This is a genomic window from Chitinophaga sp. (assembly GCF_019236475.1).
Taxonomy (GTDB): domain Bacteria; phylum Bacteroidota; class Bacteroidia; order Chitinophagales; family Chitinophagaceae; genus Chitinophaga.
This window is the reverse complement of the sequence record NZ_JAFAIX010000004.1, coordinates 239,258-263,745: the sequence shown is the minus strand read 5'-3', so window position 1 is coordinate 263,745 and position 24,488 is coordinate 239,258. Positions and strand designations below refer to the sequence as shown.

Annotated in this window: 17 protein-coding genes; 1 reads left to right on the top strand and 16 read right to left on the bottom strand. The window is 45.5% G+C overall.

The features are described 5' to 3' along the window. Window positions 1-38: 38 nt before the first annotated feature. The gene (locus tag JO154_RS05160; RefSeq protein WP_291942538.1) at window positions 39-1,796 is read right to left on the bottom strand and encodes a cellulase family glycosylhydrolase; all 1,758 of its coding nucleotides are present in this window, start codon (window positions 1,794-1,796) and stop codon (window positions 39-41) included. A gap of 164 nt (window positions 1,797-1,960) precedes the next feature. Between JO154_RS05160 and JO154_RS05155 the strand changes: the two genes are divergently transcribed. Further along, the gene (locus JO154_RS05155) at window positions 1,961-4,828 is read left to right on the top strand and encodes a triple tyrosine motif-containing protein (protein ID WP_291942536.1); all 2,868 of its coding nucleotides are present in this window, start codon (window positions 1,961-1,963) and stop codon (window positions 4,826-4,828) included. Here the strand turns inward: JO154_RS05155 and JO154_RS05150 are convergent. From JO154_RS05150 to JO154_RS05080, 15 genes are all read right to left on the bottom strand, one after another. Beyond that, window positions 4,821-6,107, bottom strand: coding sequence for an ATP-binding protein (locus JO154_RS05150; protein WP_291942535.1), 1,287 nt, complete (start codon window positions 6,105-6,107; stop codon window positions 4,821-4,823). The genes JO154_RS05155 and JO154_RS05150 overlap by 8 nt on opposite strands. Continuing rightward, window positions 6,091-7,464 carry a sigma-54 dependent transcriptional regulator gene (locus tag JO154_RS05145; protein ID WP_291942532.1) on the bottom strand — a complete coding sequence of 458 codons (1,374 nt, stop codon included), beginning with the start codon at window positions 7,462-7,464 and terminating at the stop codon, window positions 6,091-6,093. Before JO154_RS05145 ends, JO154_RS05150 begins: the two co-directional genes overlap by 17 nt. Before the next feature lie 8 nt (window positions 7,465-7,472). Then, window positions 7,473-8,657 carry an ABC transporter permease gene (locus tag JO154_RS05140; protein WP_291942531.1) on the bottom strand — a complete coding sequence of 395 codons (1,185 nt, stop codon included), beginning with the start codon at window positions 8,655-8,657 and terminating at the stop codon, window positions 7,473-7,475. A gap of 10 nt (window positions 8,658-8,667) precedes the next feature. Further along, window positions 8,668-9,891 carry an ABC transporter permease gene (locus tag JO154_RS05135; RefSeq protein WP_291942530.1) on the bottom strand — a complete coding sequence of 408 codons (1,224 nt, stop codon included), beginning with the start codon at window positions 9,889-9,891 and terminating at the stop codon, window positions 8,668-8,670. 23 nt (window positions 9,892-9,914) lie between these two features. Beyond that, window positions 9,915-10,580, bottom strand: a complete 666-nt coding sequence (locus JO154_RS05130; protein ID WP_291942528.1) for an ABC transporter ATP-binding protein — start codon at window positions 10,578-10,580, stop codon at window positions 9,915-9,917. Between the two features lie 8 nt (window positions 10,581-10,588). Further along, window positions 10,589-12,061: a TolC family protein gene (locus tag JO154_RS05125; protein WP_291942526.1), complete on the bottom strand. Its 1,473-nt coding sequence runs from the start codon at window positions 12,059-12,061 to the stop codon at window positions 10,589-10,591. A gap of 9 nt (window positions 12,062-12,070) precedes the next feature. Continuing rightward, window positions 12,071-13,318, bottom strand: a complete 1,248-nt coding sequence (locus JO154_RS05120) for an HlyD family efflux transporter periplasmic adaptor subunit (protein ID WP_291942524.1) — start codon at window positions 13,316-13,318, stop codon at window positions 12,071-12,073. A 132-nt stretch (window positions 13,319-13,450) separates the two neighbouring features. Beyond that, window positions 13,451-13,840, bottom strand: a complete 390-nt coding sequence (locus tag JO154_RS05115; protein WP_291942523.1) for a DUF5655 domain-containing protein — start codon at window positions 13,838-13,840, stop codon at window positions 13,451-13,453. A 237-nt stretch (window positions 13,841-14,077) separates the two neighbouring features. Next, a complete protein-coding gene (locus JO154_RS05110; protein ID WP_291942521.1) occupies window positions 14,078-14,908 on the bottom strand; it encodes a helix-turn-helix domain-containing protein in 831 nt (276 codons plus the stop codon). A 252-nt stretch (window positions 14,909-15,160) separates the two neighbouring features. After that, window positions 15,161-15,835 carry a DUF4998 domain-containing protein gene (locus JO154_RS05105; protein WP_291942520.1) on the bottom strand — a complete coding sequence of 225 codons (675 nt, stop codon included), beginning with the start codon at window positions 15,833-15,835 and terminating at the stop codon, window positions 15,161-15,163. A gap of 17 nt (window positions 15,836-15,852) precedes the next feature. After that, window positions 15,853-17,055 (bottom strand): DUF5000 domain-containing lipoprotein, encoded by a 1,203-nt coding sequence (locus tag JO154_RS05100; RefSeq protein WP_291942519.1) that lies wholly within the window; start codon window positions 17,053-17,055, stop codon window positions 15,853-15,855. A 23-nt stretch (window positions 17,056-17,078) separates the two neighbouring features. Further along, complete coding sequence (locus JO154_RS05095) at window positions 17,079-19,004, bottom strand: RagB/SusD family nutrient uptake outer membrane protein (RefSeq protein ID WP_291942518.1); 1,926 nt, start codon at window positions 19,002-19,004, stop codon at window positions 17,079-17,081. Between the two features lie 15 nt (window positions 19,005-19,019). Continuing rightward, window positions 19,020-22,250: a TonB-dependent receptor gene (locus JO154_RS05090; protein WP_291942517.1), complete on the bottom strand. Its 3,231-nt coding sequence runs from the start codon at window positions 22,248-22,250 to the stop codon at window positions 19,020-19,022. A gap of 608 nt (window positions 22,251-22,858) precedes the next feature. Beyond that, a complete protein-coding gene (locus JO154_RS05085; RefSeq protein ID WP_291942516.1) occupies window positions 22,859-23,278 on the bottom strand; it encodes a DUF1648 domain-containing protein in 420 nt (139 codons plus the stop codon). A gap of 289 nt (window positions 23,279-23,567) precedes the next feature. Next, a complete protein-coding gene (locus tag JO154_RS05080; RefSeq protein WP_291942512.1) occupies window positions 23,568-24,320 on the bottom strand; it encodes a glucose 1-dehydrogenase in 753 nt (250 codons plus the stop codon). Window positions 24,321-24,488 lie beyond the last annotated feature (168 nt).

The following is a 24,488-nucleotide window of genomic DNA, read 5'->3' as shown; positions in this document are numbered from 1 at the left end:
AAAAGTTAACAATTGAGGGGTGATATATTAAGTTCATACTATACTTTTTTAAATGTCAACTGACGCAACAGGCAGCCTCCTTTACTGAAATAAATACGGATACGGTTACTGCCCTTCGTCAGTTTTACCTGTCCCACTGGAATGTCCTGCCATCCCTGCACCACGGGCATCGCCACATCTCCGGTTGCCTTGCGGTCATTGACCCAAATGCTACATACGGCATCCCCACTGTCTTTCGCGGCCTTTACACTAATGCGGTAATTACCTGCCTGCGGTACCTGCACGGTATACTGTAGCCATTCTCCATCTTCTATACTGAATATTTCATATTGTCCATCTGCCATTCGGATGTCGGTGCCATCATTGCGGTAAGCGCCGCCCCGATTGCCTCTCGTGTTGACGCCAGGCGTATAATGATAACTCGCAGTATCCAAATCGTTATAGGCGTAACCGTTACGACCCAGATCATAATCCACTGCAGCAATGGTGGTGTTATCGGTAATCACATGTTTTTTGAAAGGGATTGCAGCGGTACTATGAATCTGCCGGAACATGGCGTCTATTACATCCGGGTGCACGAGGGTATTTTCCGCCCTGGTAGCGGATACCCACTCCATAAGAGATACATAGGCTGCATCCGCAACTGGCGCCGGGGCTTTCCCATTCCAATAATCGAGAATAGCCTGGTAACCGGGAGCGACTTTTATCTCCATAGGCTGATTAATGCCTATTTTTTTCTGCTGCCACCATGCCCATCCGATGTCGTTATTCTCTACAAGACTGATCACCTGCTGATACCAGTTATTGGAATTCTCTCCCGATTCGCCCATCCATAACGGAACATTGTACTGCTCCCGTAATTCCAGGAACCTGGCGATAGAAGCCCTGTCGGGGAAATTGCCGTACTTATGGAAACTGAGCACCATATTGTTATCCCAGGCAGGTAAGATGCCGTTGTAGTTATTACCGAAGGCATTTCCTTCAATGATGATGATATGTTTTTTGTCCACTTCCCGGATTGCAGCAGTGATATCCTGCATTAATCGCTTCAGTGGAACATTGGTTTGTTCTTTATTGCCGATTTTATCCGCTGGGTCCTCAAATCCCCAATTAGGCTCATTGATGATATCGTAGCCCCCGATCCATGGCTCGTTGGCATATCTTTCCGCTAGTTTGCGCCATAAGGCAATGGTTTTCTGTCGATTGGCCTCACTCTCCCAAAGCGAGGGCCTCTCCGGATGACGATCCGAAATCGGCAGATCATGCCCCTGCCCTCCAGGCGCGGCATGCAGGTCCAAGATCAGGTAGAGATGATTGGCCTTACACCAAGCTAGGAGGGAATCCGTGAGCGCAAATCCTTCTTCCTTCCATGTTTGCTGACCCGCTACAGGCTCCTCTTCCACCGCCAAGGTGTATAACTGGTAATGCATAGGGAGTCGGACAGAATTGAAGCCCCATCGCGCTAGCGAATCCATATCCGCTTTCCGGGTATGATTTTGTAACCAAGCCTGGTAAATGGTGTCGGTACGCGCCGGCCCTACGAGGTCTTGAATTTTTGCTCGAATCTTATACTGCTGGCCAATATTACCGAGTCGGAACATATACCCTTCCTGCAACATCCATCCTCCCAAGCCCATACCCCGTAGGATGACCTTCTCATTTTTCTCATTGACAATGATATGCCCTTTGGCTTTCAGATAGCCCTGACCGTTAGCCAACATACCGAACCCTAAAATAATGACTGACAATACTACCCACCTCCTGGACCAGGAAGTACCATAAACGTGAAATCGCATAAAATGAGCCTTGTTGCTTTGTACAAAAATCGATGCTGCTAAAATCTGTAATCCATTGAAATTATTTACTTTCGGCACTACGTCATTTCTACTACATCCCTCGGAAACTGCCAACAAACAAGGGAAGCTCCCTACTACAGTAAAAATATTTTACATTTACTACTATGAAGTTTACCCGGTACCTGTTAGTCCTAGTGCTGTTTTTAATCCACGTCCCGTTATCTGCTCAGCATACCATCGGCTTACCAGCCATTGCGAGCTACGATCGCATGACGTATAAAGGCAATGGACAAACCTGGGATATCGATATGGACAAAAAAGGGATGCGCTACTTCGCTAATAATGAAGGGCTCATCACTTTCAATGGCAACAATTGGCATATTTTTCAGGTCCCTAATAAAACCAGGGTGCGTAGTGTGAAAGTGGGTGAAAATGGGCGCATCTATGTAGGCGCGCAAGACGAATTCGGTTATTTTGCGCCAGATCAACAGGGAAATTTGCAATACACTTCGCTTAAACCCAATATCCCCGCCATTTACCGACAGTTTGCAGATGTCTGGAATATCATTCCCTTTAATGGAGACCATTTCTTTCGTACCAATGACAAGATTTTCCGACTGGACAATAAAGGTAAAATTGACGTTTCCCCTGCGAAAGTAGAATGGAAAATAATAGGCAATACTGACAAACATCTTTACGCGGAAGACAATAACACCGGCTTATTTAGATACGAAAACAATAGCTGGAAACTATACTCCAAAGCTGTGACTGATAAGCAATTGGTGATTACTGCTTTCTTGGATGAAAGCAACGATACGTTGTTAGTGACCACTGTAAAAGACGGACTAGTCAAAATATACCGCGACCTAGTGATTCCCGTGAATACCAGTGCAGATGTCGTCTTCCGAAATTCTCATATCTACTGTGGACTAAAACTAGATGAACACCAATATGCCATCGGGACATTCTCGAACGGCTGCTATATCATCGATCTGCCGAGTGGTAGGATATTACAACAATTCTCCCGCGATGAAGGCATGCAGAATAACAATGTCCTGAAAATATTTGCAGACGGCAATCAACAACTGTGGCTGGCCCTGGAAAACGGTATCGATCATATCCAATACAATGCAGCTATCCAGCGCATCGCACCGGATAAAAACAACCTCATAGGCGCTTATGCGGCAGCGGTTTTCAAAAATCAGCTCTATATCGGTACCATCGATGGCCTCTATGTGACGCCCCTAGACAGCAATACGGATTATAGTCTTTCCCGCAGTAGTTTTAGTCGCATCCCGAATACTTCGGGCCAAGTATGGCGACTCAGCCTATACGAAGATCACCTGCTCATGGGCCACAGCGACGGTACTTATGATATCGTTCAAAACAAAGCTATTCCCCTGCTGAAAGATATCGGTAGCTGGACTTACCTGCCAGTAGGCAATCGCTTGATAGCAGGCAGTTATACCGGATTATTCACCTTGCAACTACAGCAGCACCAATTCCACTTACAGCCACATATCAATGGTTTGTATGAATCCCTGCGTTTTCTTGCGCCCGATGGCAACGGCAATGTATGGTCTTCCCATCCTTACCGCGGCATCTACCACCTGCGATTCATCGGCGATTCGTTGCAGTATACCTTGTATACCCAGGGAGACGGCCTCCCCTCGGACTACAATAACTTCGTGTATACGTTGGCGGGAAAAATGGTGGCCGCCACACCTGCAGGGATATACGAATTTGATAGCAACAGTCATCGGTTTCGGCCTTCTCCGCGCTGGCAGGCGATTTTCGGCAACCTCGCCATCCAGTACTTGCAACCAGATCCACACGGAAATATCTGGTTTATAGCTGATAAGAAAGTAGGCTTCGCCAATATCCAGACCAAACGAATTATCTATTTCCCGGAGCTCTCAGATAAGATCATCACTGGATTCGAATTCATTTATCCTTACAATGATGAAAATATTTTTCTCGCAGGCGTAAAAGGCATCATTCACCTCAATTACCGCAAATATAGTCAGCAACATACCGGACCGGTTGTGCTGATGGGGACCATTACCGCCACCAACAAACAGCAAGATAGTCTCCTCTACGGCGGATACGGCAACGACCACTCATCGCCAGACATCCAGCTTCCCAATGCCTGGCGTAATTTCCGCTTCGAATTTGCCTCTCCATCTGCCGCCGCAGGCAATAATATCCAATACAGTTACCAGTTACAGGGCTTCGATAAAGAACCCTCCACCTGGACTTCCAAAACGGAGAAAGAGTATACGAATATTCCCTTCGGACATTATACGTTCCGCGTAGTAGCCCGCGATAATCTCGGCAATATCTCTACCGCCGCTAGTTACAGCTTTTATATCGCACCCGCCTGGTATCAGTCCTGGTATGCTTGGTGCGTATATACGTTACTGTTAGCACTACTAATAATGGCTATCAGACGCCGCCAACGCCACCGACTAGCCGCCCAGCAGGAAAAGCATCGTCAAGAACAGCAGCAATTGATTATCCAACATCAACTGGAAATCGAAAGAAATGAAATGCAGTTGGTAAAGTTGACAAACGATAAATTACAGGCAGATGTACAGCACAAAAATAAGGAACTGGCCACCGCGGCCATGAATATTGTACAGAATGGAAAAACCCTGGCAGAAATCAAAGAAGCACTATTGGAATCGATGCAGAAATTATCCGATCCCACGCCCCTGCCTAAGTTCAGGAAAGTGATGAAACTCTTTGAGGCCGCAGAAAACGATGAGGACAGTTGGGCAGATTTCTCCCGACACTTCGATGAGGTACATAATAATTTCCTCCTGACGCTGAAGAAAAAATTCCCGGAACTCACTACCACCGATTTAAAACTCTGTGCTTACTTACGCATCAATTTAAGCACAAAGGAAATTGCGCAAACCATGGGCATCTCCGTGCGAGGCGTGGAAACTAGTAGATACCGCCTACGCAGGAAACTGGATATCCCAGGAGAAATAAATCTATACGATTTTCTATTGGAGGTAACTAGCTAAGCACTATACTGAATACCGTTTTCCGCGGAGCAACCGTCTGTAAGGAAAAAGTAAATCCATGCTGCAAGAGGATTTCCTTCACCAGTGTAAGCCCTATACCCTGTCCATCTTTTTTACTGCTGAAAAATGGCGTAAACAATTGATCTACCAAATCCTGGGGAATACCTGGGCCATCATCTGTAATGGTTAAATGACTATCGTCTAAGGATATACGAATATTTCCTTCCTTCCCAATGGATTCCGTCGCATTACGAATGATATTGATCAAAGCTTGTTCCAACAATTGCTTATCTGCGGGAATATGCAGCGGATGAGGTGGTAATGACAAGTGTAATCCAATTTTTCTTTCTGCGGCAGTTGGCTGCATCAATGCAACTACATGCTCCAGTAGTTGATGTATGTTCACCTGGCGGATTTGGGGAGACGGCAGTCTCACTACATCAGCAAAGTTACGCATAAAGGTGTTGAGGCTGTAATTACGATCTATAGCCACTTGCAGACTATCTAGCATCAATTTACTGGCATGTTCGGGCTGCGCTTGCTGCACGGATTGCAGGATGGAATTCACTGGGCCGATGGTATTATTGACTTCATGCGCCATCATGCGTATGACCTTACCGTAGGCTTTCCTTTCCGCTGCCAGTATATCTGCCGTCAGTTCTTCTATCATCACAAAATGCCGAGGGAAACCGCGATCTACAAAATGCGATTTTTGAATTTTATAGGTGGAGACACTGTTAATCGTAATGGTGCGCGACTCACCAGAATGAAGTGCCGCAATCTCCTGCCAAACAGGATGCTGAAAGTCTTGTATACTTCTTTTGTAAATGTTGTCTGTCGTGGTTTCCAGGAGTTGCAAGGCTTTCGGATTGGCCTGCTGCACCTGGTCTTCATAATCCAAAATAATGATGCCTGTAGGAGAAGTATGAATTAATTTCTCCAGGAAAAAATGTTGTTGTTCCTGCCGGGTGCGCTCTTTTCTCAGTTCATCAATCATCTGGTTATAAACTAATATCAACTGGTCCATCTCCACTTGGCCAGTAGGGCGGAATTTGACATTAAAATCCCTTTCCCGGATGGCATCTACTCCGCGCATCAGAAAGCCCAGCGGCCGTATCAACTGACGGTACAATCGTGCCGCAATCACCGCCGACAATAGGATGAATAGCTCAGATACAATGAACAATACCTTTTCTTCCTTGAAGACATACCAGGCTAGCACCAACGTGAGTAGGTGCAGTATGCTAATGAATAAGAGGTATTTAGTCTTCAGTTTCATCGTAAGGAATATTATATTTTTCTAGTCGGCGATAGAGTGCACTTCGCGTAAGCCCCAATGACGACGCGGCTTTGGCCACTTTATTCCGATGGAATTCCATGGCGCGCTTAATCATCAATATCTCCATTTCTTCCAAGGTCAGCTCCCCTACAGCAGGTAGGCCACTCCTCGCTTTATTGACGGATAAAGCGGATAACTGCGCCTGGAAATCTGAGGTATCCAGCATATCATGTGGACTTAACAAAATAGTTCTTTCCACGAGGTTTTTAAACTGACGGATATTGCCGGGGAATGCTTGTTGACGCAGCCATTTCACCGCAGCGGGTGTAACGCCCAATCCAGGACGGCGATAAATTTCTTTTAGATTAGAAGTGAAATAATCCAGTAGCAACGGAATATCTGTTGCGCGTTCCCGCAGTGCAGGGAGTTTTACAGTGATCAAGTTGATACGGTATAACAGGTCTTCTCTAAACAGACCATCGCTTACCATTTCCTCCAAATTGCGATTGGTAGCACATATTACGCGCACATCCACCATTTTAGTGCGACTACTACCCAGTACTTCGTAGGTGCGATCCTGTAATACGCGGAGCAGTTTCACTTGGCTGGCAGGGTCCAGGTCGCCGATTTCATCCAAGAAGATGGTGCCTTTATTTGCCATTTCAAAGCGGCCCATTCTATCGTTCCGGGCATCGGTGAAAGCGCCTTTTACATGACCGAACATTTCGCTTTCAAAGAGGGTGGCGGAAATGCCGCCCAGGTTGACTTTCACAAACGGTTTGGTGGTGCGTAAGCTGTTCTGGTGAATAGCCTCCGCGATCAATTCCTTGCCAGTACCACTTTCCCCGGTGATCAGCACCGGCGCATCCGTAGGGGCTACGCGCCCAATGGTTTCCAGGATCTGTAGCAACTGGGGCGCTTCGCCGATGATTTGAGAGAACTGAAAGCGTTCACTCAGCTCTTTACGGGAGTGCGACTCCGTAGGAGATTCTTTTAACTGTAAGGCTGTGCGGATGGATTGCAGGAGGTGATCGTTCGTCCAGGGTTTATTGATAAAATCGGACGCCCCTAGTTTCATGCCTTCCACCGCCAGTTGGATAGTGGCCCAGCCGGTGATGAGGATAACAGGAATACTCGGATAATCTTCCCGGATCTCGCGCAGCAAGGTCAGTCCTTCTTTCCCGGAGGTTTCCAGGCTAAAATTCATGTCCAGTATCACCAATGACACCGGATGCAGCGCCAGCTTAAGCCGGGCTGCATCCGCAGTATCTGCACTGACAACAGGAAATTTATGCGTTTCCAGCATCAAGTGTAAAGAGGTTCTTACCGCAATATCATCATCAACAATTAGTATCATGCTTCAATTTAATCTTCATGTAGCGCAGTGGCCGGGAATATGGCGGCTGCTTGTTGTCCTGGGTAAATGGAACAAATCAATACTAGCAAATATATAAACAATACACTCAAAACCAGTGCGATGATATAGGTGCTTGCTGCGATGTTGAACACATTCAGCAAAGGGAATTGTATAGCGAAGAAAGTACCCAACAATAAGGAGAAAGTGGCAATCACCATCGACTCACCAATCAGTTGTCGGTTCATATCGCCGCCGGTAGCGCCTATCGCTCTACGCAGGCCGATTTCCCCTTTTCGTTTATTGATATTGTACCAGAGTACCCCAAAAGTGCCGAGGGCGACATTTACGATCAGGAAGGTACTTACTATCAGGAGGAGGATGACCGGAATGATAGCGAGGCGATTGGCAGCGCGGTGCTTATCGTCCAGGTGTTGAATTTCCACATTAGCCCCTTTCAGGAATCCTGCCACCAGCTTATACACCTTGCCTTCGAAGGTGGCATCATGGAATACAGCGGAATTTACCTTTAACAGCATGTTGGAATTCCACTTCATGGAGAGGGTGTCTGGAGGAAAATAAACGGATGGATTTACTTCCATAAAATCACCACGGATTTTGGGTTCCCGGGCAACGCCCACCACCTTGAATTTTTCCTTCTCATAAGTTAGCAGTTTGCCTTCTGCGTTTTCATTCGGAAACAATTTATCCCTGAGACTTTCGCCAATTACAACCGGTCTATTTTTCCCCACCAAATCTTCTTTTGTGTACCAGCGTCCTTCCAGCATATCCGGATGTATCATCCTCCCATAGGTTTCAGATACCTCATAATAATCTACATTATCTTCCTTTTTATCATCACGGGAAACTGCTTCCCTATGCATGTTGCTGGAATAGGGAGCATTGTTGGAAATAAAAGTCACTTCTTCTATTTCCGGCAGGGTTTTCAACTGTTGATAAAACAAAGCGTAAAACTGCTGCAGAGAGTCGGGCTGGCTTGGCTTGTCAGCATTGTCATAGTTTACCTGCCAGATATTTTTATCATCAATACCAACCGGTTGGGCATAGTTGCGATAATAGTACACCAGCATAGAGGTCAGTGAAAATATAACGAGAAAGGAAACAAGGATTTCCACCACCAATAACAGATGATGCTTCTTCTTATTCCAAATGAGTTTTAAAAGATGTTTGAACATAGCTTAACATTTATGCTTTCAATGCCTTTACAATCGGGAACCTGGACATTCTCCATGCCGGATATACGCCAGAGAGAAAACCGAATACCAGGCATGTAAGCAGGCCGATGAACAATACGGTGAAGTTCAATGAAAGGTGAAGGTTCTTAATAAGGTCCGCATTATTCAAAATAATCATTACCAGTTGTGCCAGCACAAGACCAACCAAACCGCCAATCAGCGTTAGAATAATATTCTCTACAATAAACTGATATACCAATGCCTTCCTGGTAGCCCCAAATGCCTTCCTGACACCTATTTCGGAAGAACGCTCCATTATTCTGGTAACATTAATATTTACCAGGTTAACGATAGGCAGGAATACAATCAGTGAAATAAATATGCCCAATGCGGTATATACCCATACTTTCTGTTTACTCTCCTGGCTACCTCCACGGATATATGCATCCAGGTAGGAGTCTGCTAAACTGGTTGTTTTCAGAAATCTTTTCTGGGTATGTGGCACCCGGCGGACGATATCTTCATACTCCTTTTTAATCGCGGGAATGTCCGATGTTTTTTTGGCCAGGAGAATAGCGGCATATTCACCAAAATAAGAGGGGGTATTCATATCATCTTTCGTGAGCGTATAAGGAATATACATGTCACTGCTAAGCATATACGTAGAGGCTGGTACGTTTCTAACGACACCGGTTACACGATATTTCTCATTATTGGCTTCCAGGTATTGACCCACTGCGGGTACATCCTTACCAAAATAATTATCCCGCAGATCCTGGCTGATGACTGCCACTTTCTCCAGGTTTTTTTCCTGCTGGACCGTAAAGGGTTTGCCTTCCAGGAAATCAAACTCAAGAATATCCCAGAATACACTATTGACGAATTTGTAATCTATACCAATTTTTTTGCCATGGAAGTAGGTATTTGTACCATTGGACCTGGAAGAAAAAGCAATGGCACCAGGCAGCTTCATCGGTAGTACATAACGTTTGATATAGCTGATGGAGAGTCCTGAATTGGAACGGGCACGCTCCCCTCTTTCTTCTATACCACTAATGTACAGGGATTGTTTACGTTTTGCATCTGGGTATTCATGATTGACAATTCTATCAAGGAAAGCAGTAAGCACCAATAGGGTGGCCAGTGTGAAACTGATACCAAACAGGCTGATAAAGGTGAAGAACTTCCTTCGTTTCAGTACAGCAATGGCTATTTTAAAATAATTTTTCAGCATCGTTTAATAGTTATGATCAATGATTACTGTACCTGGGAACCATCGAAGAGTCGTACTAGGCGATGCGTTTTTCTTGCCATCTGCTCATCATGTGTAACCATCACGATCGTAGTTTTATCGTGTTGATTCAATTGTATCAGGATATCCATCACTTCATTTCCCATGGCGCTATCCAAGTTACCGGTGGGTTCATCTGCCAGGATTATTTCCGGTTCACCAACGATGGCCCTGGCAATGGCCACTCTTTGTTTTTGTCCGCCAGACAATTGCGAAGGGAAATGTTGAAGACGGTTACTCAGGCCTACTTTCTCCAATGCAGCCGCAGCGAGTCGACGGCGTTCTTTTGCATTCACTTTTCTGTAGAGTAAAGGCAGTTCCACGTTGTCCAGTACATTGAGGTCGTTGATGAGATGATAGCTTTGGAAGATGAAACCCAATCGTTTATTACGGAATCCTGCCAGCTCCTTATCAGACAACCGGGTAACAGTATGTCCGTCTATATGGAGTTCACCCTTGGAGGGTTCATCCAGGAGGCCCATAATATTGAGCAAAGTACTTTTACCACAACCAGAGGGGCCCATGATGGAAAGGAATTCTCCTTTGGCCACATGCAGATTGATGCCGTTGAGGGCAAGCGTTTCGATGGTGTCGGTACGGTATACCTTTTCGATGTTTTGCAGCTTGATCATGACGTAAGTTATTTATAATCTATTTTTTTATCCAGTTGAAAATCATATAGTGACAAATAGCGGAGTTCATACCAGGCGCTCCAATAATCCCTCAGCGCCGCGATGTAATCCCGGCGAGCCTGATCCTTTTCTTGGAACGCGATACTCAGGTCAGTGATACTTAAATTACCCAGTACATACCTTTCCCTAGAGATATCCGATTTTTCGGTGGCTATGCTATCTGCGTTGAGGGTCAGTTGTAGCTGATCTTTCATCAGGTCGAAGAGTGTGACCTGCGTAACGATCTGCTGTACAAACAACTGCTTATCCTGTTCCACAGCGTATTCCGTAAACTGCAGATTGGCTCTGGCCGTGCGGGTACGGGATTTGGAGCGGCCCCAGTCCAGAATTGGAACGGTGAACTCCAGTTGTACCAGTTGTTGGTCCTGTGGGTTTTGGTACACTTTGGAGAAAGTGGCGGCACTTTTGGAATAGCCGAGTCGCGCAGTAAGCATAGCATTGATGCCATTATCTCCTCTAGCTTTGGCTACATCCCTTTTTGCTTCTGCGAGTCGGCGGGTAAAGGCGATGGCATCGGAGCGGTTCGCATAGGCTTCCGCCAATACTTTATCTGTAGGCACTTTGGCTTGAATGGCTTCCCCTGGCAGTTGCAGCCGGATATAACTTACCTGTTCCAGTCCGGTGAAGGTGCGGAGATTCAGCGTGGCAATTTGTAAATCGCGGGTAGCAATTCCTACTGCCTTGCTGGATTTGAGCTGTTCCAGTTTCAATTGCAGGATCTCATTGCGGGAGATCTTACCCAGTTCTAATTTCACATTGGCCACTTCCTGGATACGCATGGTATTGGCCAGGTTGGTTTCGGCAGTTTGCAGGTTTACCTGTGCTAGCAGGAGGTCAAAGAAATAGCCGGTAGCGGTGATGGCCACTTGTTCCATGGCCTCGATGTAAGCTTGTTTACTTTCGTAGTATTTTAGTGGCTCAATTTTTTTATTCCATTTTAAAGCATTGAACTGCCACAGGGGTTGGCTATAACCTATACCATAGGGAGATCCGTTGTACAGGGTATTCTTGCGGTCAAAATCATCGAAGCGTTGCATGGTAGTGCTCCCGAAGATAGTGCCCCCTGTGGCCGCAATGCTTTGCGTGAAGGAGAGATCGAGCGTTGAATTATTATTATGAACCGGTTGAAACAAGATGGTACCATCTGGCTGTTGCACCTGGTTAAATGATTTCGTATAGCCGGGGAGAACGCCTGTCAGCGCGAGCTGCGGCTGGTAATTGGAGCGAAAGCTGCGGTATTGCCAGTACTTCGTTTCCTTTACAGTGGCGGCCTGCTTGGAGGCAATAGATTTATCCTTTGCCAGGGCTATTACTGCTGGTAATGTCAGTGTAACCGTATCCGTTACCTGTGCTATAGACAGCATGGGTAATAGCAAGAGCGCCACTAATAATGTAATCGTATTTTTTATGGGAGATGACATACGGCGCTGTTATTGATTGATAGTGATTTCGGTGGTGTTGTTGAAGTCTTTCATATCGGAAATGATAACTTCCTCGCCCGCCTGTAGTCCTGCTGTGATCTCTACAAATCCGAAGTTGGACAAGCCTAGATTGACTTTCTTGCGGAAGGCTTTGTTGCCTTTCACCACAAACAATTCCTGCACACTGCCTCCCCGGAAAGCCGGACCATTGGCTACTCTCAGCACATTATTATGCTGATTGGTGACCACATAGATATCCAGTTTCATATTCGGACGCAAGAGTTTATTGTTGCGATCACTCAGTTGTACATCAAAGGAGAGAATACTGTTTTCCACTGCCGGGTGAATATTGGCAATGGTGCCTCGCACATAGGTATCATTCAGGTTGATGATAACGGGAAGGCCTATATGAATTTGGTCGGCATAAGAATCGGAGATACTGCCATTTATTTTGAAACTGCCTAGGTCTGCGATGCGGGCCAGTGCATCCCCTTCCCTCACGGCGGCGCCTATATTTTTATTGATCCAAGTAACTACGCCGGCCCTACTGGCAACTACGTCTGCCTGTTGTAGTTTACGTTCCAGCTCTCTTAGTTCATTTTCCTGGATCTTAGCGGCGATTTCCGTTTCATGGATATCCAACTGCATGGTTTGTTGCTTGCTGTTGATCTCATTTTCCAGGCGTATCTTTTCCTGTTGGGCTACCTGGAGATTCATAGTAGCTTGTTCAATATCTTCGCGGGTACCGCCGCCGGCTTTAAACAGGCGTTTTGCATTTTCAACGGCTGCCTCTAAGCTGTTAATCTGTAGTTGTTTGACTTTATTACCCGATTGCAGATCGAAAAAACTGCGGTCCAGATCGAGTTTCATCTTCCGTATATTATTCCTTTTCAATTCCAGTTGGAATTTCAGGTTCTGACATTGCAGTTGCGTAGCGGATTTATCCAACAATAGAACGGACTGTCCTTTCGCCACGGCACTACCGGCATCTAGTAGTACCTGCTGCACAGAGGCCTGTACAGAACTGGTAATCAGTTCTTCGAATTCAGGAACAACGGTACCAGAGGCGGTCAGGGTATTTTCGACATTGCCTCTTTCCACCACTGCCGTGGTGAACGATTGCCTGTTGACGTTAGGTTTGAATACTTTTCGGAGAAAAAATGCCGCTACTGTTACTATGATCAGTATAGCTCCGATGAGGAGGTATCGTTTTTTCCTATTGCGGGATAATTCCTGGTGGCTGATCGCCTTGTCCATCTGCTATGAATTTTGCAGATAGATGATCCAATTGCAATGCCATGCAAGAATGCAGTAAAATCAAGGGTTTGGTGGGAATGGCGTCCTAAAAACCTGTTCGATTTCGGACAAACTGTTTGATATCGGGAAAAATTAACGGATGGTAGTATAGGCCAACTGCATATATTTTTTCACTTCTTCATTTACATCCTCGTTGTGATACATCCTGAAATGATGATTAAACTGCTGGCTACCGGGCACCTGGCCCATCTTCACGAAGCATAGATTGTCGGGATACAATTCTGGAAAAGGAAATACAACATGCACGAAGTTCTTACCCAGTTGGGTTACCCAGGCGATACGCCTACTGTCTGCGTCTCCAGCAGTAATGGCTACCATGGTTTTGGTAGACACGAAACTCAGTGGGCCAAATTTTTCAAACTGTGCAGCAAAGTGATTGAACAGCCCCTTGGTAATCTCTGATTTTCCGGCGAAAAAGTGAGCAATCTGGGGATTTTCAGCGATATAGTTCATTGTAGTCATGTATGTTTATAATAAAAGTACCGGCAATCGGTGCTCTTTTGAGCAACAATTTGCCAGTAATTGGGAACTGATAGATATGGACTGAAATTTCGTTCTTCTGAGGAGAACAAACAACGGCAGAGGAATATTTTCTCTCTAAAGCTTTCCAAATGGCGGAAGGAAAGATGTGCAAACAATAATCCAAAGTTATCATGTCTGGCCCTTAACAAATAGTACAAATACGACATTTTTAAGGGATTAGGTCATTATTGAGTGCAAACGCACTGTATTTTTGAGATCTTCCTGGGTAATGATAGAAGGCGTTATTCCAGCAAACTCTTTGAAGTCGCGGATAAAATGCATCTGGTCATAATATCCGCTCATATGCGCAATATTGGTCCAGGTGCTTTCCGGGAAACTCTCCTTTAAGTGATACGCCTTGCAGAAGCGGATGAGTCGCGCATAGCGTTTGGGCGACATCCCCGTGCGTTGGACCACATTCCTTTCAAACTGGCGCATACTGATATTGGCATCGTAAGCCATTCTTTCAATAGTAATATTGCCGGAATGATGGATCAGGTGTTCTATCACGAAATCTACGGAGTTAGAAGGTTTCAATCGGGAAAGCTTCATCAACAGCCAATTTTCCACGATTTCGACCATTTTGTCCCAATTTTCGGTATTTTCTTTCAGTTGACAGTTGATATCCTCAATCTCACTACCCAGGAACATACGGGTATCAAAATCTTGTTCATGCAGTTCCGTCATGTGGATATTGAGTAAGCGGAAAAGTCCTCCGGGCTTAAAGGCCACTCCCAGCGCGAGGTGCTTACGCCCCATGTCTAACCATACTGCTTTTTCGAGGGGACCTACGGTCAGACTGACCGACTTCTCCACAAAATCATTGGAATATACACGTTGTACTTTCACCGGGTCTTCCACATAAAACATGATGTAACGCTGATATGAGGGTACAAAGCGGTACATATTGGATAAATCGGGGTTCTCGCTGAAATCGGCCCCATACACTCCGATATTATGCACAAATTCCTGGAGGGCCGGATGTGGCTTATAGATCTTAGCTTTCATGGCGGATAATAATTTGTCTGATAGGGCAGGCTGTCTCTCTAAACTCACCTGTCGATCTGGGTCTGAAATCGCTGCTACAGTTTGCTATACTGTCCTATTTTGCTGGAAATCTTGGCCTAAATATAGAACTTCCCCCCAAATCTCCACTATTACACATGATAAGTTGAATATGTTTTGGGATGAACGGTAAAAAAGAAACCCGGTCGCAGGAGGCACGACCGGGACTATGAAAATGAATAAAACCAGGACTTATTAAGGAATTTTTAAAGAATCACGACGAGAATAGAATGTATCTATCGCAAAATCACCAGGGCGGTACATGGTGCGGAAAGAAGCATAGGTACCCTTCGTTGCGTTGGGAAGCAACACAGAGTCCGGATCTCCGGGATTGTCTATACTTCTGACGGTTCCGGTATTATCTGTGTACTTTAATCGCGTATTAAAGTTATTCGGATCATTACTACGAAACCAGTAGATGCAGAAATCCGTTCCTATTTGCTTGCTGCTTTTCACCACACGCGGCTGTAAGGAAGATTCATATACGCTTCCGTAGGAACTGCCAAGGATATCTGTTTTGATAGATCTGTGGCCACTTCCATCGCGGGTGATCACAGAAAATGAGTAACTGTTTTCCGGCAATGGCGTTACTAATGCGAATACGGAGTCGGTGGATTTCCCCGCTGGCACCGTCACCACCAATGAATCCCTGCCGGTATTCCAGTAGATGACAGCATCTTTAATACTGGGATCTGTACCCCGCAGCCAAGAGAGCCTTACGCGCTCTCGTCCTGGCCATACTTTCAAGGAATCCGCTTTTCCCGTATAGGTGATACCGTTAGGTACCAACCTATTCTTATAATTATCATCCATTTTGGTACAGGCAAACAACAGCATAGCAGCGGCGGCACCCAATAATATCTTTTTCATCAGCTTTTCAATTTTGGTTACTTACGTGCCCCCCAGAAGGACATTTCCGAAATGTAGAAATAGGTAAATCCGCCCCATGTCTGCAATATCTTCACGCGCAGATAACGTACCGGCGGGATACCTGGTGGCATATCGTAGTCTTCCCCATTTACACATGCAAACGTTTTATCTTCCGCAGACACGGCGGTACCAGGAGTAGGTTTGATAGAGTTAAAAGTACCCAGCAACTGCCAACTGCCGTCCCAGCTACCATCCGGATTAGGATTATTGCTACCATAGATTTCAAATACTTTTGGATCACCACCTACATAAGCGCCACTAGTACCGGAACGATGATAGAGTTTAAAGCGGCTTAACGTTGTCTGATAGCCCATATCAAAAGTGAACCAGGCCGGCATCAGCGCAATACTTGTTCTTGTATGGAAGCAATCGTTATCAGAATTCCAGATATTATTCCACATAAAAGACATCGCACGGAGGGAAAGACCAGACCAGGTATGCCCTACATAGTTATCCGTGGGGAGGTCCACTTCCTTAAATGGTGCTTTGTCTACCGGCAGTTCAAATACAGGTTTCAACAATTTAATAATCGTATCTGATTTATTCCCCCAACGGTCTTTTACATACACTGCAAACCTTTGCGGGATCGTGTCGAAACCTCTAGCAGTAACAGCCCCTTGTAAAGCTGTACTGGTATATACGTTCACCGTTTTCCAAGTATTCTTGCCAGTGGTATCCAGCATGATGTAATAAGTGAGCGGCGACTGTGACGCATTGCTATAGATCGCCACTACCCCACCAAAGGTTTCCTGGAATTTCAGGAGGTTCTTGGTAGACAGTACTGGTGGCAGCAAAGGTTTTACGGTTACATCCACGGGAGCAGAAGCTTTTTCATTTCTACCAACGGTATATATTTTCACTATATGGGAAAGCGTATCACCAAACCCGCTGATCAGCAAGGTATCACCATAATAAGAAGCCTTTGTTTCCCTGGTCACCTCACTATTGGCCTGGTATACCGCTTTCACATATAACAGGTTAGGATCATTGGGAATGGAATAAGTGATGATAGCACCACCCGGCGTATTGACAACATTGAATTTAGTAATAGGAGCTGGTGCAGGAGCATTTTCATCCAGGTGAATCAATACGCCCTCTTTCTTACAGGCATATAGGAGTATCCCAAAGATGACCACTGCGAGCAATTGCAATTTTTTCATATGCTGATATTTTACAGGATCTTTTACCATCCTGGATTTTGAACAAGATTGCGGTTAATGGTGAGGTTCTTGTCCCGGATTGGCCAGAAGTAATCCTTCAGGCTGAAGGTCTGGAAGTAAATCGGTTTTACTTTGTAGTAGGACTCCGGGGCCGACTGCTGAATGTCCCATCCAGAGATAGGTCCGTTCATGATCTGCGGCGCTTCTTTCCAGCGGCGGATATCATAGAAACGTTGTCCTTCAAACGCCATTTCAATGTTCCGCTCTTGGTGAACAATACTTCTGAATCCTTCCTTGGTTTGGAACTTAGCCGGGTTGTTGGAGAAGTTCGTCCAGGCTGTTTCTACGGTAGGCAAACCAGCACGTCCACGCACTTTGTTGATATAGTCCAGCGCTTCACCAGTAGGGCCAGTGACTTCGTTCAGGGCTTCTGCATATAATAGGTACAGGTCTGCCAAGCGGAATTCCGGCCAAGGATACTGCTGAATGGTGAGTGTAGAAGAGGCGCCAATCACATCTTGGAAGTGTACATATTTTTTAATCCAGTAACCAGTAGTAGAGTAAGCAAATTGTACTTGTTGAGAAGCGGCTTGTCCTTTCTTGGCTTTCACACTTAAGATCGTTCCTTTCTCATCATATTTTCCCTGTCCGTACCATTTACCGCCGTCAAAACCAAGATTAGCGTAGAATCGCGGTTCCCTATCGAAGTTCAACACCGCAGTAACATAACCATCTTCGAAGTCTGTTTTCTCCGCAGTAACAGCCGTACGCAGGTTATAGCGGGTGCTATAAGGATAGGTTTTATCTTCATTAATCGGTACGCCGTTTTTAGAGTAGAACATCTCTACGATACGGATAGGCGGCGCCAGTTGCCCTTTAGGCGAGGTGTTATCGCTGTATTGTGGATCTAGTCCGCGTGGAATACTGTTTACCTGCAAATCATTCACCATACTGTTCGGATTGGCCCATATCTGTTCGGTATTCCACCTATCGCAGATGGCATTACGTATACTCATCTCCGTGTACTGTTGCGTCGACAAGTAATTAGACGCCACATTCTGCGTGTAGACATACAGTTTCATGCCCTGGGAATGACACAGATCGATGGCTGCTTTACAGGCATCCGCCGCTTTCTGCCATTTGCTATCATCCTTCTGAGGACTGAACAGTGGCGTTTTACGGTTATCCATGAAACCTGCGAAATCGGAATTTCCATTGAAGAGTGGAGAAGCCGCATACACCAGCACTTTAGCTTTCATCGCCATGGCAATAGGTTGTGTAATACGTCCTTGTTCAGCGGCCAGATTGCTGAGGATTTCTGGTAACGCAGGCGTAGCCTCATCCAGCAGTTGTACGATATAATTAAAGCAGGAATCCACCGGCTCTCGGTATACCTTTGTTTGTTCAGAAGTAGCGTCTATAGGGAGATTCTTTTTAATCAAGGGAATGGGGCCGTATAGGCGTAATAGGTAGAAGTGATAATATGCTTTCAGGAATTTCACTTCCCCCGTCCAGCGGGCTTTTTCACTAGGGTCCATATCCGGTACCCGGTTGATATTCTCCAAGAAGATATTGCAGTCGCGCAATGCCTGGAACATACTTTTAGCACCTGTGGCGCCATCCCAAAAATTCACATAAGGCTCATTCATATTTTGCAAGCCTTGTGCGATGTTGTAGCCTTGCGGCTGTGCAGCGCTGGATACAAATGGCCAGATCAAGGACCATTCGTCTCCCGCAGCCAACGCCACATTACCATTGATGGTCCCGTGAGACGGCAGGTAGCTATAGCAAGTGAATAGGTATTTCTCTGCCTCCTTGCGCATAGCGAAAGCATTTTCAATCGTTGCCACGTTATCCGGAATTACGTCCAGGTATTTTTTGCAGGCACTCATCCCAGAACCTATCAGTCCCGCCATCACGATATATAATAAGGATTTCTTTAGTTTCATCTGTCTTCGTTTAGCCTAGTTAAAAGTGAGGTTGAATCCTATGTTAAACACCCGTTGGACAGGATATTTCAACCCATTGCCTCCCATCTCCACATCCCATAGATCGAACTTCGACAAGCAGAAGAGATTGGTAGCATTGGCGTAGATTCTGAAGGTAGACGTGTGCAAACGTTTCTGAACGGATTTTGGAAGCGTGTAACCGAGTTCCAATTGTTTAAGTCGCAAGAACGCGCCGTTGCGCATCCACCAGGTACTACGCTGGGTATTATTCTGCATCATAGTATTGCTAAGGCGAGGCCAAAGCGCATATACATCTTGGTTTTCTTCAGACCAGTGGTTATCCGCATAGGCTTTCAGCAATTGTGTTTCATTGACAAAAGGCGCAGTAGAATCCGCATCGATCCAGAAGGACTCGCGGCCTACCCCTTGGAAGAACGCAGAGAGGTCCCAGTTTTTATAACCCGCCGAAAACCCAAAGCCATACACGATTTCAGGCGTAGTAGGATAACCTATATTCACCATATCCGCATCTGTAATCTGGCCATCGCCGTTTACATCCAGGTATTTGAGATCGCCGCCTGCATATGGACCGAAATTTTGTTTTGGCGCATTCATGGCTTCCTTATCATCCACAAATAATCTTTCCGCCAGCAGTCCGAATTGCGCCGTGATAGGCTTCCCTACGCGGTATCGGTAGGACTCATTCGGTAAGTATTCCGGTTCTTCAAACTTCGTATAGATACCTCGCGCATACGTGAAATTGGCCATCACCTGGAACCAGCTATTTTTATAGTGTTGGTTGTAATCCAGGGATAAGTCGACCCCTTTGCTTTCCGCTTCGCCAATATTGGCTTTAGGCGTATTCGTCAATCCCATAGTAGATGGGATATAGGTTCTACCCATGAGGATATTCGTGCGGCGGTATTTGTATACTTCCCCGGTGAAGTTCAGTTTATCTTTGATACTCAATTCTATCGCTGCATTGGCCTGATAGGATTTCTCCCAGGTAATATCTGGGTTGGAATACCGACTTACAGAATAACCAGGCTGATAGTAGATCCTGTCTGTTCCGAAGTAAGCACCTTTCGTAGCATCGTTAGGGTTAGTAGTAGAAAGATAGAAGAAGCGTTCATCCTCTTTACCAATGGCATCATTACCTACTAGCCCGTAAGTAGATCTCAGTTTCAGGTTCGTAATGAAATGGGCGACATTACTGGATTTGAAGAAATTTTCGTTGGAGATCGTCCAGGCCACGCCTGCGGATGGAAAGAAGCCGAAGCGGTTCGTTTTATAGAAACGCTCCGAACCATTATAGCCAAAGTTAAATTCACCAAAATAGCGGCTATCGTAGTTATAGGTAACGCGACCGGATATACCGGAGTTTCTGCCGGGCAGTGTAGCCATCAGCGTTTCACCGGATGGGTTGGCCGTGCTACGCATGATATTAATCAACATCCCATTGACATTATGTTTGCCAAAAGAGTGACCGTAGCTGAGAGAAGATTCCCAGTAGAAGACTGCGTTCACTTTCTTCATATCTGGAATGTTATTGACAAAGTTCAGGTATTCCGTACCAGTGCTTTCGTTTAGGGGTACCAGTTGGTACGATTTATCATACGAATTATAACCGGTAGCCATATAGAAGAACGGATTATAGTATCGCCATACATAGAAGTTGGACGTACGGTTCACGTTCACCATGGTACGGAAAGAGAGACCTGGGATAATGCCGTCCAGCTTTTGTTTCAGCTCCATTTGGGCCGACATAAATGACCTCGATTCCTCTTTATACCCCATCATCAGCGCAGCATAAGGATTGACATAGAGGGAGCCATCCTGGTTATTGTTGCCAAAGAGGATGTGATTCACGTATTCATGCGCGGAATCTTTAGGATAATAAGCGGGGAATCGCACTGGGTTGGCATGCATGATCATGCGGTACATCCAAGCGCCGCCGGTCGTAGCGCCACTACCTATCGGACCTTTATAATCATCGAAGTTGCCCGAAGTACGCACCGTTAATAAAGTAGATTTGGTGAGATCCACGTCCACATTGGCACGGATGGTATAACGTTTGATTTTTACATTGCTATTGAAGTTATTCTGTTGGTCTACTTTTAATACCCCGTTATCATTCGTATAGGAACCCGACACAAAATAGCGCGCGATATTCCCTCCACCGCTCACGTTTAGGTTAGCGCGTTGATTGGTAGCCCAGTTCTTCATCAGTTGTTGCTGCCAATCGTTTGCTGGGTATAGCAGCGGATCTTCACCGGCGATGGTACCACGAATTTTATCTTCGCTATAAGGTTCGTTAATCTTAGGGTTGCGGGTTTTCACCGCTTCATTTCCTAATTTCATATAGGTAACCGGATCAGCGAATTGCAGATTCTTAGTAGCTTGTGAGAAAGAGTTTTCTACGCGGATATTTACTTTTGCCGGGCCTTCTTTACCATGCCTGGTAGTGACGAGAATCACTCCGTTTGCGCCGCGGGCGCCATATAAAGCAGTAGACGTTGCATCTTTCATGATGGAAAAACTCTCGATATCATCCGGGCGTAAGCGGGCCAGGTCTTCTGTGGAGAGTTCCACCCCATCGATTAAGATCAGTGGATCTTTCTTATAGCCAAAAGTGGTTACACCGCGGACGAAGAAGTCGGCATTATCTGCGCCTGGTTCGCCGCTGCGTTGGAAGGCGATGAGTCCTGCGGCTCTTCCCGCGAGGGCAGTGGTAAGGTTACTGGAGGGCACTTTCAGATCTGCCACATTAATAGAGGTCACGGAGCCTACTACTTCTTTTTTCTTTTGGGTGCCATAGGCCACTACCACTGTTTCTCCGAGCGTGTTGGTAGCTGGTTTCATCACCATATTGATGGTGGATTGTGTGGTCACCAGTACTTCACGGGCTTCGAATCCCATCATAGAAAATACGATGGTAGCGTTATCTGGCACTACGAGAATATATCTACCGTTGATGTCCGTCACCGTACCTGTAGAAGTTTTATTTTTCACCACGATGGTGACGCCAGGAATGGGCGTACCGGAGGAATCTGTCACAAGGCCTTTAATTTCCTTATTCAGTACAGAAAAGTCTTCGTGTATTCGTTCCCGTGATACACCATAATGGATAGGTGGCGTAAGATGGGAAGGAATGCTGCCATACTTGTGGGCCTTATTCCCGGCGGCAGCCGGTAGAGGCGCAAGTAGTAGCAACACGTAAGCATGTTTGCATAGCGATTTAATCATGGAATGCTGATTTAGCTTTTGGTTTTGCGAAAAGTTTACGGCAGGACGATCCGTTTATACGTTGGTATAGCAATTTTTATTTGGCGGATGGCAACAGCATGCCCTTCAGTGACGCCAACTGGTTGCGTGACTGTTAATGCTGTGCATACAGGACAATAAGGAGTCATTAACGGAATTTGTTATTCCATTTCAAATACGTGGTATTACATTCGGTACAATGCTGCTAATCTATCTACAGTCGCTTTCTGCCAGATGTACAAAACGTGGTTAAAAAATACAGAACCGTTTCATTGTTCCTCTTCTACAAGGGTCGTTAGTGCTACTATTTATCTAACTTCTACTTACGCATTAACGTGTATAGGTCGCCGTTAATGGGTAATATCGCATTTTGGTTGTTACAAATACTACGCTCGCTGCTTTTATTGCAATCGTTTGCAGTACTATCACAAAGCAATAGAAAATACTAGATAATAGATGATATTTTATTAATAAATTCAGATACTATATTCACATAACCTTTGCGTAAAAAGCGAGATACTAACACGTTTTAGCGGCCTAAAACGCTTGCAGGGAAACCGTTTGCATTAAAAAGAGAAGGGACAGGGGGATCAGATACTTTGGAAGTAAGCAGTAGCAGTAACAGCGCAGAATATCAGCACTACGCCAACGCGCAGGATATATAGTGTCAGTTTGCTTTCTTCTGTGTAGGATCTTTCATTGGGGCTACCATCTGGGTAGGTATGTCGAAAGGTCTTTTTGATGAGATTACTTTGCAGGATGGCGGAGATAACGATGAATATAATGAAGGGCACTAGCATCAGTTCCCATAAATGCTTTTTGCTACCATATACATCGGGCTTGCCTCCTAGCGAGAAATGAATGGGAATAATATCCGGCACTTGAAACCAGACGAAAGTAACGCCCACTGCCAGCAATGCTAGTAATGAAATAGTAATATAGGTAAGAGTAACATACCTTTTACTCTGGGGGTCTGGAAAGAAAAACGATTTTATGCGGTTAACTTCCATGGGAAACAAATTTTGCATTCGGGTTGGGATTCGTATAGTTATTAAGGAAAAAATCTACGCTAAAATACTAAATTTCCGAATATTCAGCATAAAAAAGCTGTATCGAAAAACTGAAATGGACGTCTGTCGACGTCCATTTCAGTTTTTATTTTTTCGTTGTCCCTGCCCTGCGGGCAGGGACAACAGACAGCAGCGTTTTGCGACATTCCCTTTGGGCGATATTGATGCATGACTGCCCAACATCACCTTTTGATAAATCTTCTTTAATTACTTGTATCCAACGTTTGGGTCAGACTGCGGTATAGGCGCCATCTATAAGGTATTTGCTACCAGTTACGAAGGAGGCTTTGTCAGAACTGAGCCAGATGACGAGTTCGGCCACTTCTTCAGGCTTCCCTAATCGCCCGATGGGATGCATTCCCACCAATGCGGCTTTGGTATTGGCATCCATTGCATCCAGCAAAGGGGTATTGATATATCCGGGGCATACGGCATTTACTCGGATGCCTTTGGCGGAATATTCTGCTGCTGCGGTTTCTGTGAGTCCAATAACGCCATGTTTGGCCGCTACATAGGCGGCTGCGGTAGGCGTGCCTACTACCCCTAATATGGAGGCCATATTCACTATTGCGCCACCACCATTTTTCAACATAGCGGGCAACTGGTATTTCATACAATAAAATACGCCATTGAGGTTAATGGCAATTACTTTCTGATACGTTTCAACGGAATAATCCGCGGTGAATTTTGCTTCTCCCCCAATACCAGCATTGTTGCAAGCAATATCTAATCGACCGTAGTGTTCAATGGTCTTTTCCACTAGCATGCGGCAGTCCTCCGGATTGCCTACATCACATTTTACATAAGCGGCCTCTCCTCCACTCTTCCTAATATCGGATACGGTTTGTTCGCCATGCAGGTCATTTACATCACTCACAATTACTTTAGCGCCACCTGCTGCGTACAGCATAGCTACTTTCTCTCCAATCCCTGATCCAGCGCCAGTTACGAGCGCTACTTTTCCATTAAACAATTGTTCCATTGTCATTGCTTTTTAGTGTGTAAAATAAATAGTCACATGCAACTTGATTGTTTCTACCGGTAGAACAAATTTACCTATCCTTGATTTATTTCCCACTGATAATTATCATATTCGGCGACATGTAACAAAAAAGCAGTGCCGATCTGTTGGCACTGCTATCTAATTACA

Excerpts from the sequence above, each read along its gene's own strand:
- JO154_RS05120 (WP_291942524.1), bottom strand. The coding sequence starts at position 13,318 with ATGGACAAGGCGATCAGCCACCAGGAATTATCCCGCAATAGGAAAAAA.
- JO154_RS05125 (WP_291942526.1), bottom strand. The coding sequence starts at position 12,061 with ATGTCATCTCCCATAAAAAATACGATTACATTATTAGTGGCGCTCTTG.
- JO154_RS05130 (WP_291942528.1), bottom strand. The coding sequence starts at position 10,580 with ATGATCAAGCTGCAAAACATCGAAAAGGTATACCGTACCGACACCATC.
- JO154_RS05140 (WP_291942531.1), bottom strand. The coding sequence starts at position 8,657 with ATGTTCAAACATCTTTTAAAACTCATTTGGAATAAGAAGAAGCATCAT.
- JO154_RS05090 (WP_291942517.1), bottom strand. The coding sequence starts at position 22,250 with ATGATTAAATCGCTATGCAAACATGCTTACGTGTTGCTACTACTTGCG.
- JO154_RS05085 (WP_291942516.1), bottom strand. The coding sequence starts at position 23,278 with ATGGAAGTTAACCGCATAAAATCGTTTTTCTTTCCAGACCCCCAGAGT.
- JO154_RS05145 (WP_291942532.1), bottom strand. The coding sequence starts at position 7,464 with ATGATACTAATTGTTGATGATGATATTGCGGTAAGAACCTCTTTACAC.
- JO154_RS05110 (WP_291942521.1), bottom strand. The coding sequence starts at position 14,908 with ATGAAAGCTAAGATCTATAAGCCACATCCGGCCCTCCAGGAATTTGTG.
- JO154_RS05150 (WP_291942535.1), bottom strand. The coding sequence starts at position 6,107 with ATGAAACTGAAGACTAAATACCTCTTATTCATTAGCATACTGCACCTA.
- JO154_RS05080 (WP_291942512.1), bottom strand. The coding sequence starts at position 24,320 with ATGGAACAATTGTTTAATGGAAAAGTAGCGCTCGTAACTGGCGCTGGA.
- JO154_RS05095 (WP_291942518.1), bottom strand. The coding sequence starts at position 19,004 with ATGAAACTAAAGAAATCCTTATTATATATCGTGATGGCGGGACTGATA.
- JO154_RS05115 (WP_291942523.1), bottom strand. The coding sequence starts at position 13,840 with ATGACTACAATGAACTATATCGCTGAAAATCCCCAGATTGCTCACTTT.
- JO154_RS05160 (WP_291942538.1), bottom strand. The coding sequence starts at position 1,796 with ATGCGATTTCACGTTTATGGTACTTCCTGGTCCAGGAGGTGGGTAGTA.
- JO154_RS05105 (WP_291942520.1), bottom strand. The coding sequence starts at position 15,835 with ATGAAAAAGATATTATTGGGTGCCGCCGCTGCTATGCTGTTGTTTGCC.
- JO154_RS05155 (WP_291942536.1), top strand. The coding sequence starts at position 1,961 with ATGAAGTTTACCCGGTACCTGTTAGTCCTAGTGCTGTTTTTAATCCAC.
- JO154_RS05100 (WP_291942519.1), bottom strand. The coding sequence starts at position 17,055 with ATGAAAAAATTGCAATTGCTCGCAGTGGTCATCTTTGGGATACTCCTA.
- JO154_RS05135 (WP_291942530.1), bottom strand. The coding sequence starts at position 9,891 with ATGCTGAAAAATTATTTTAAAATAGCCATTGCTGTACTGAAACGAAGG.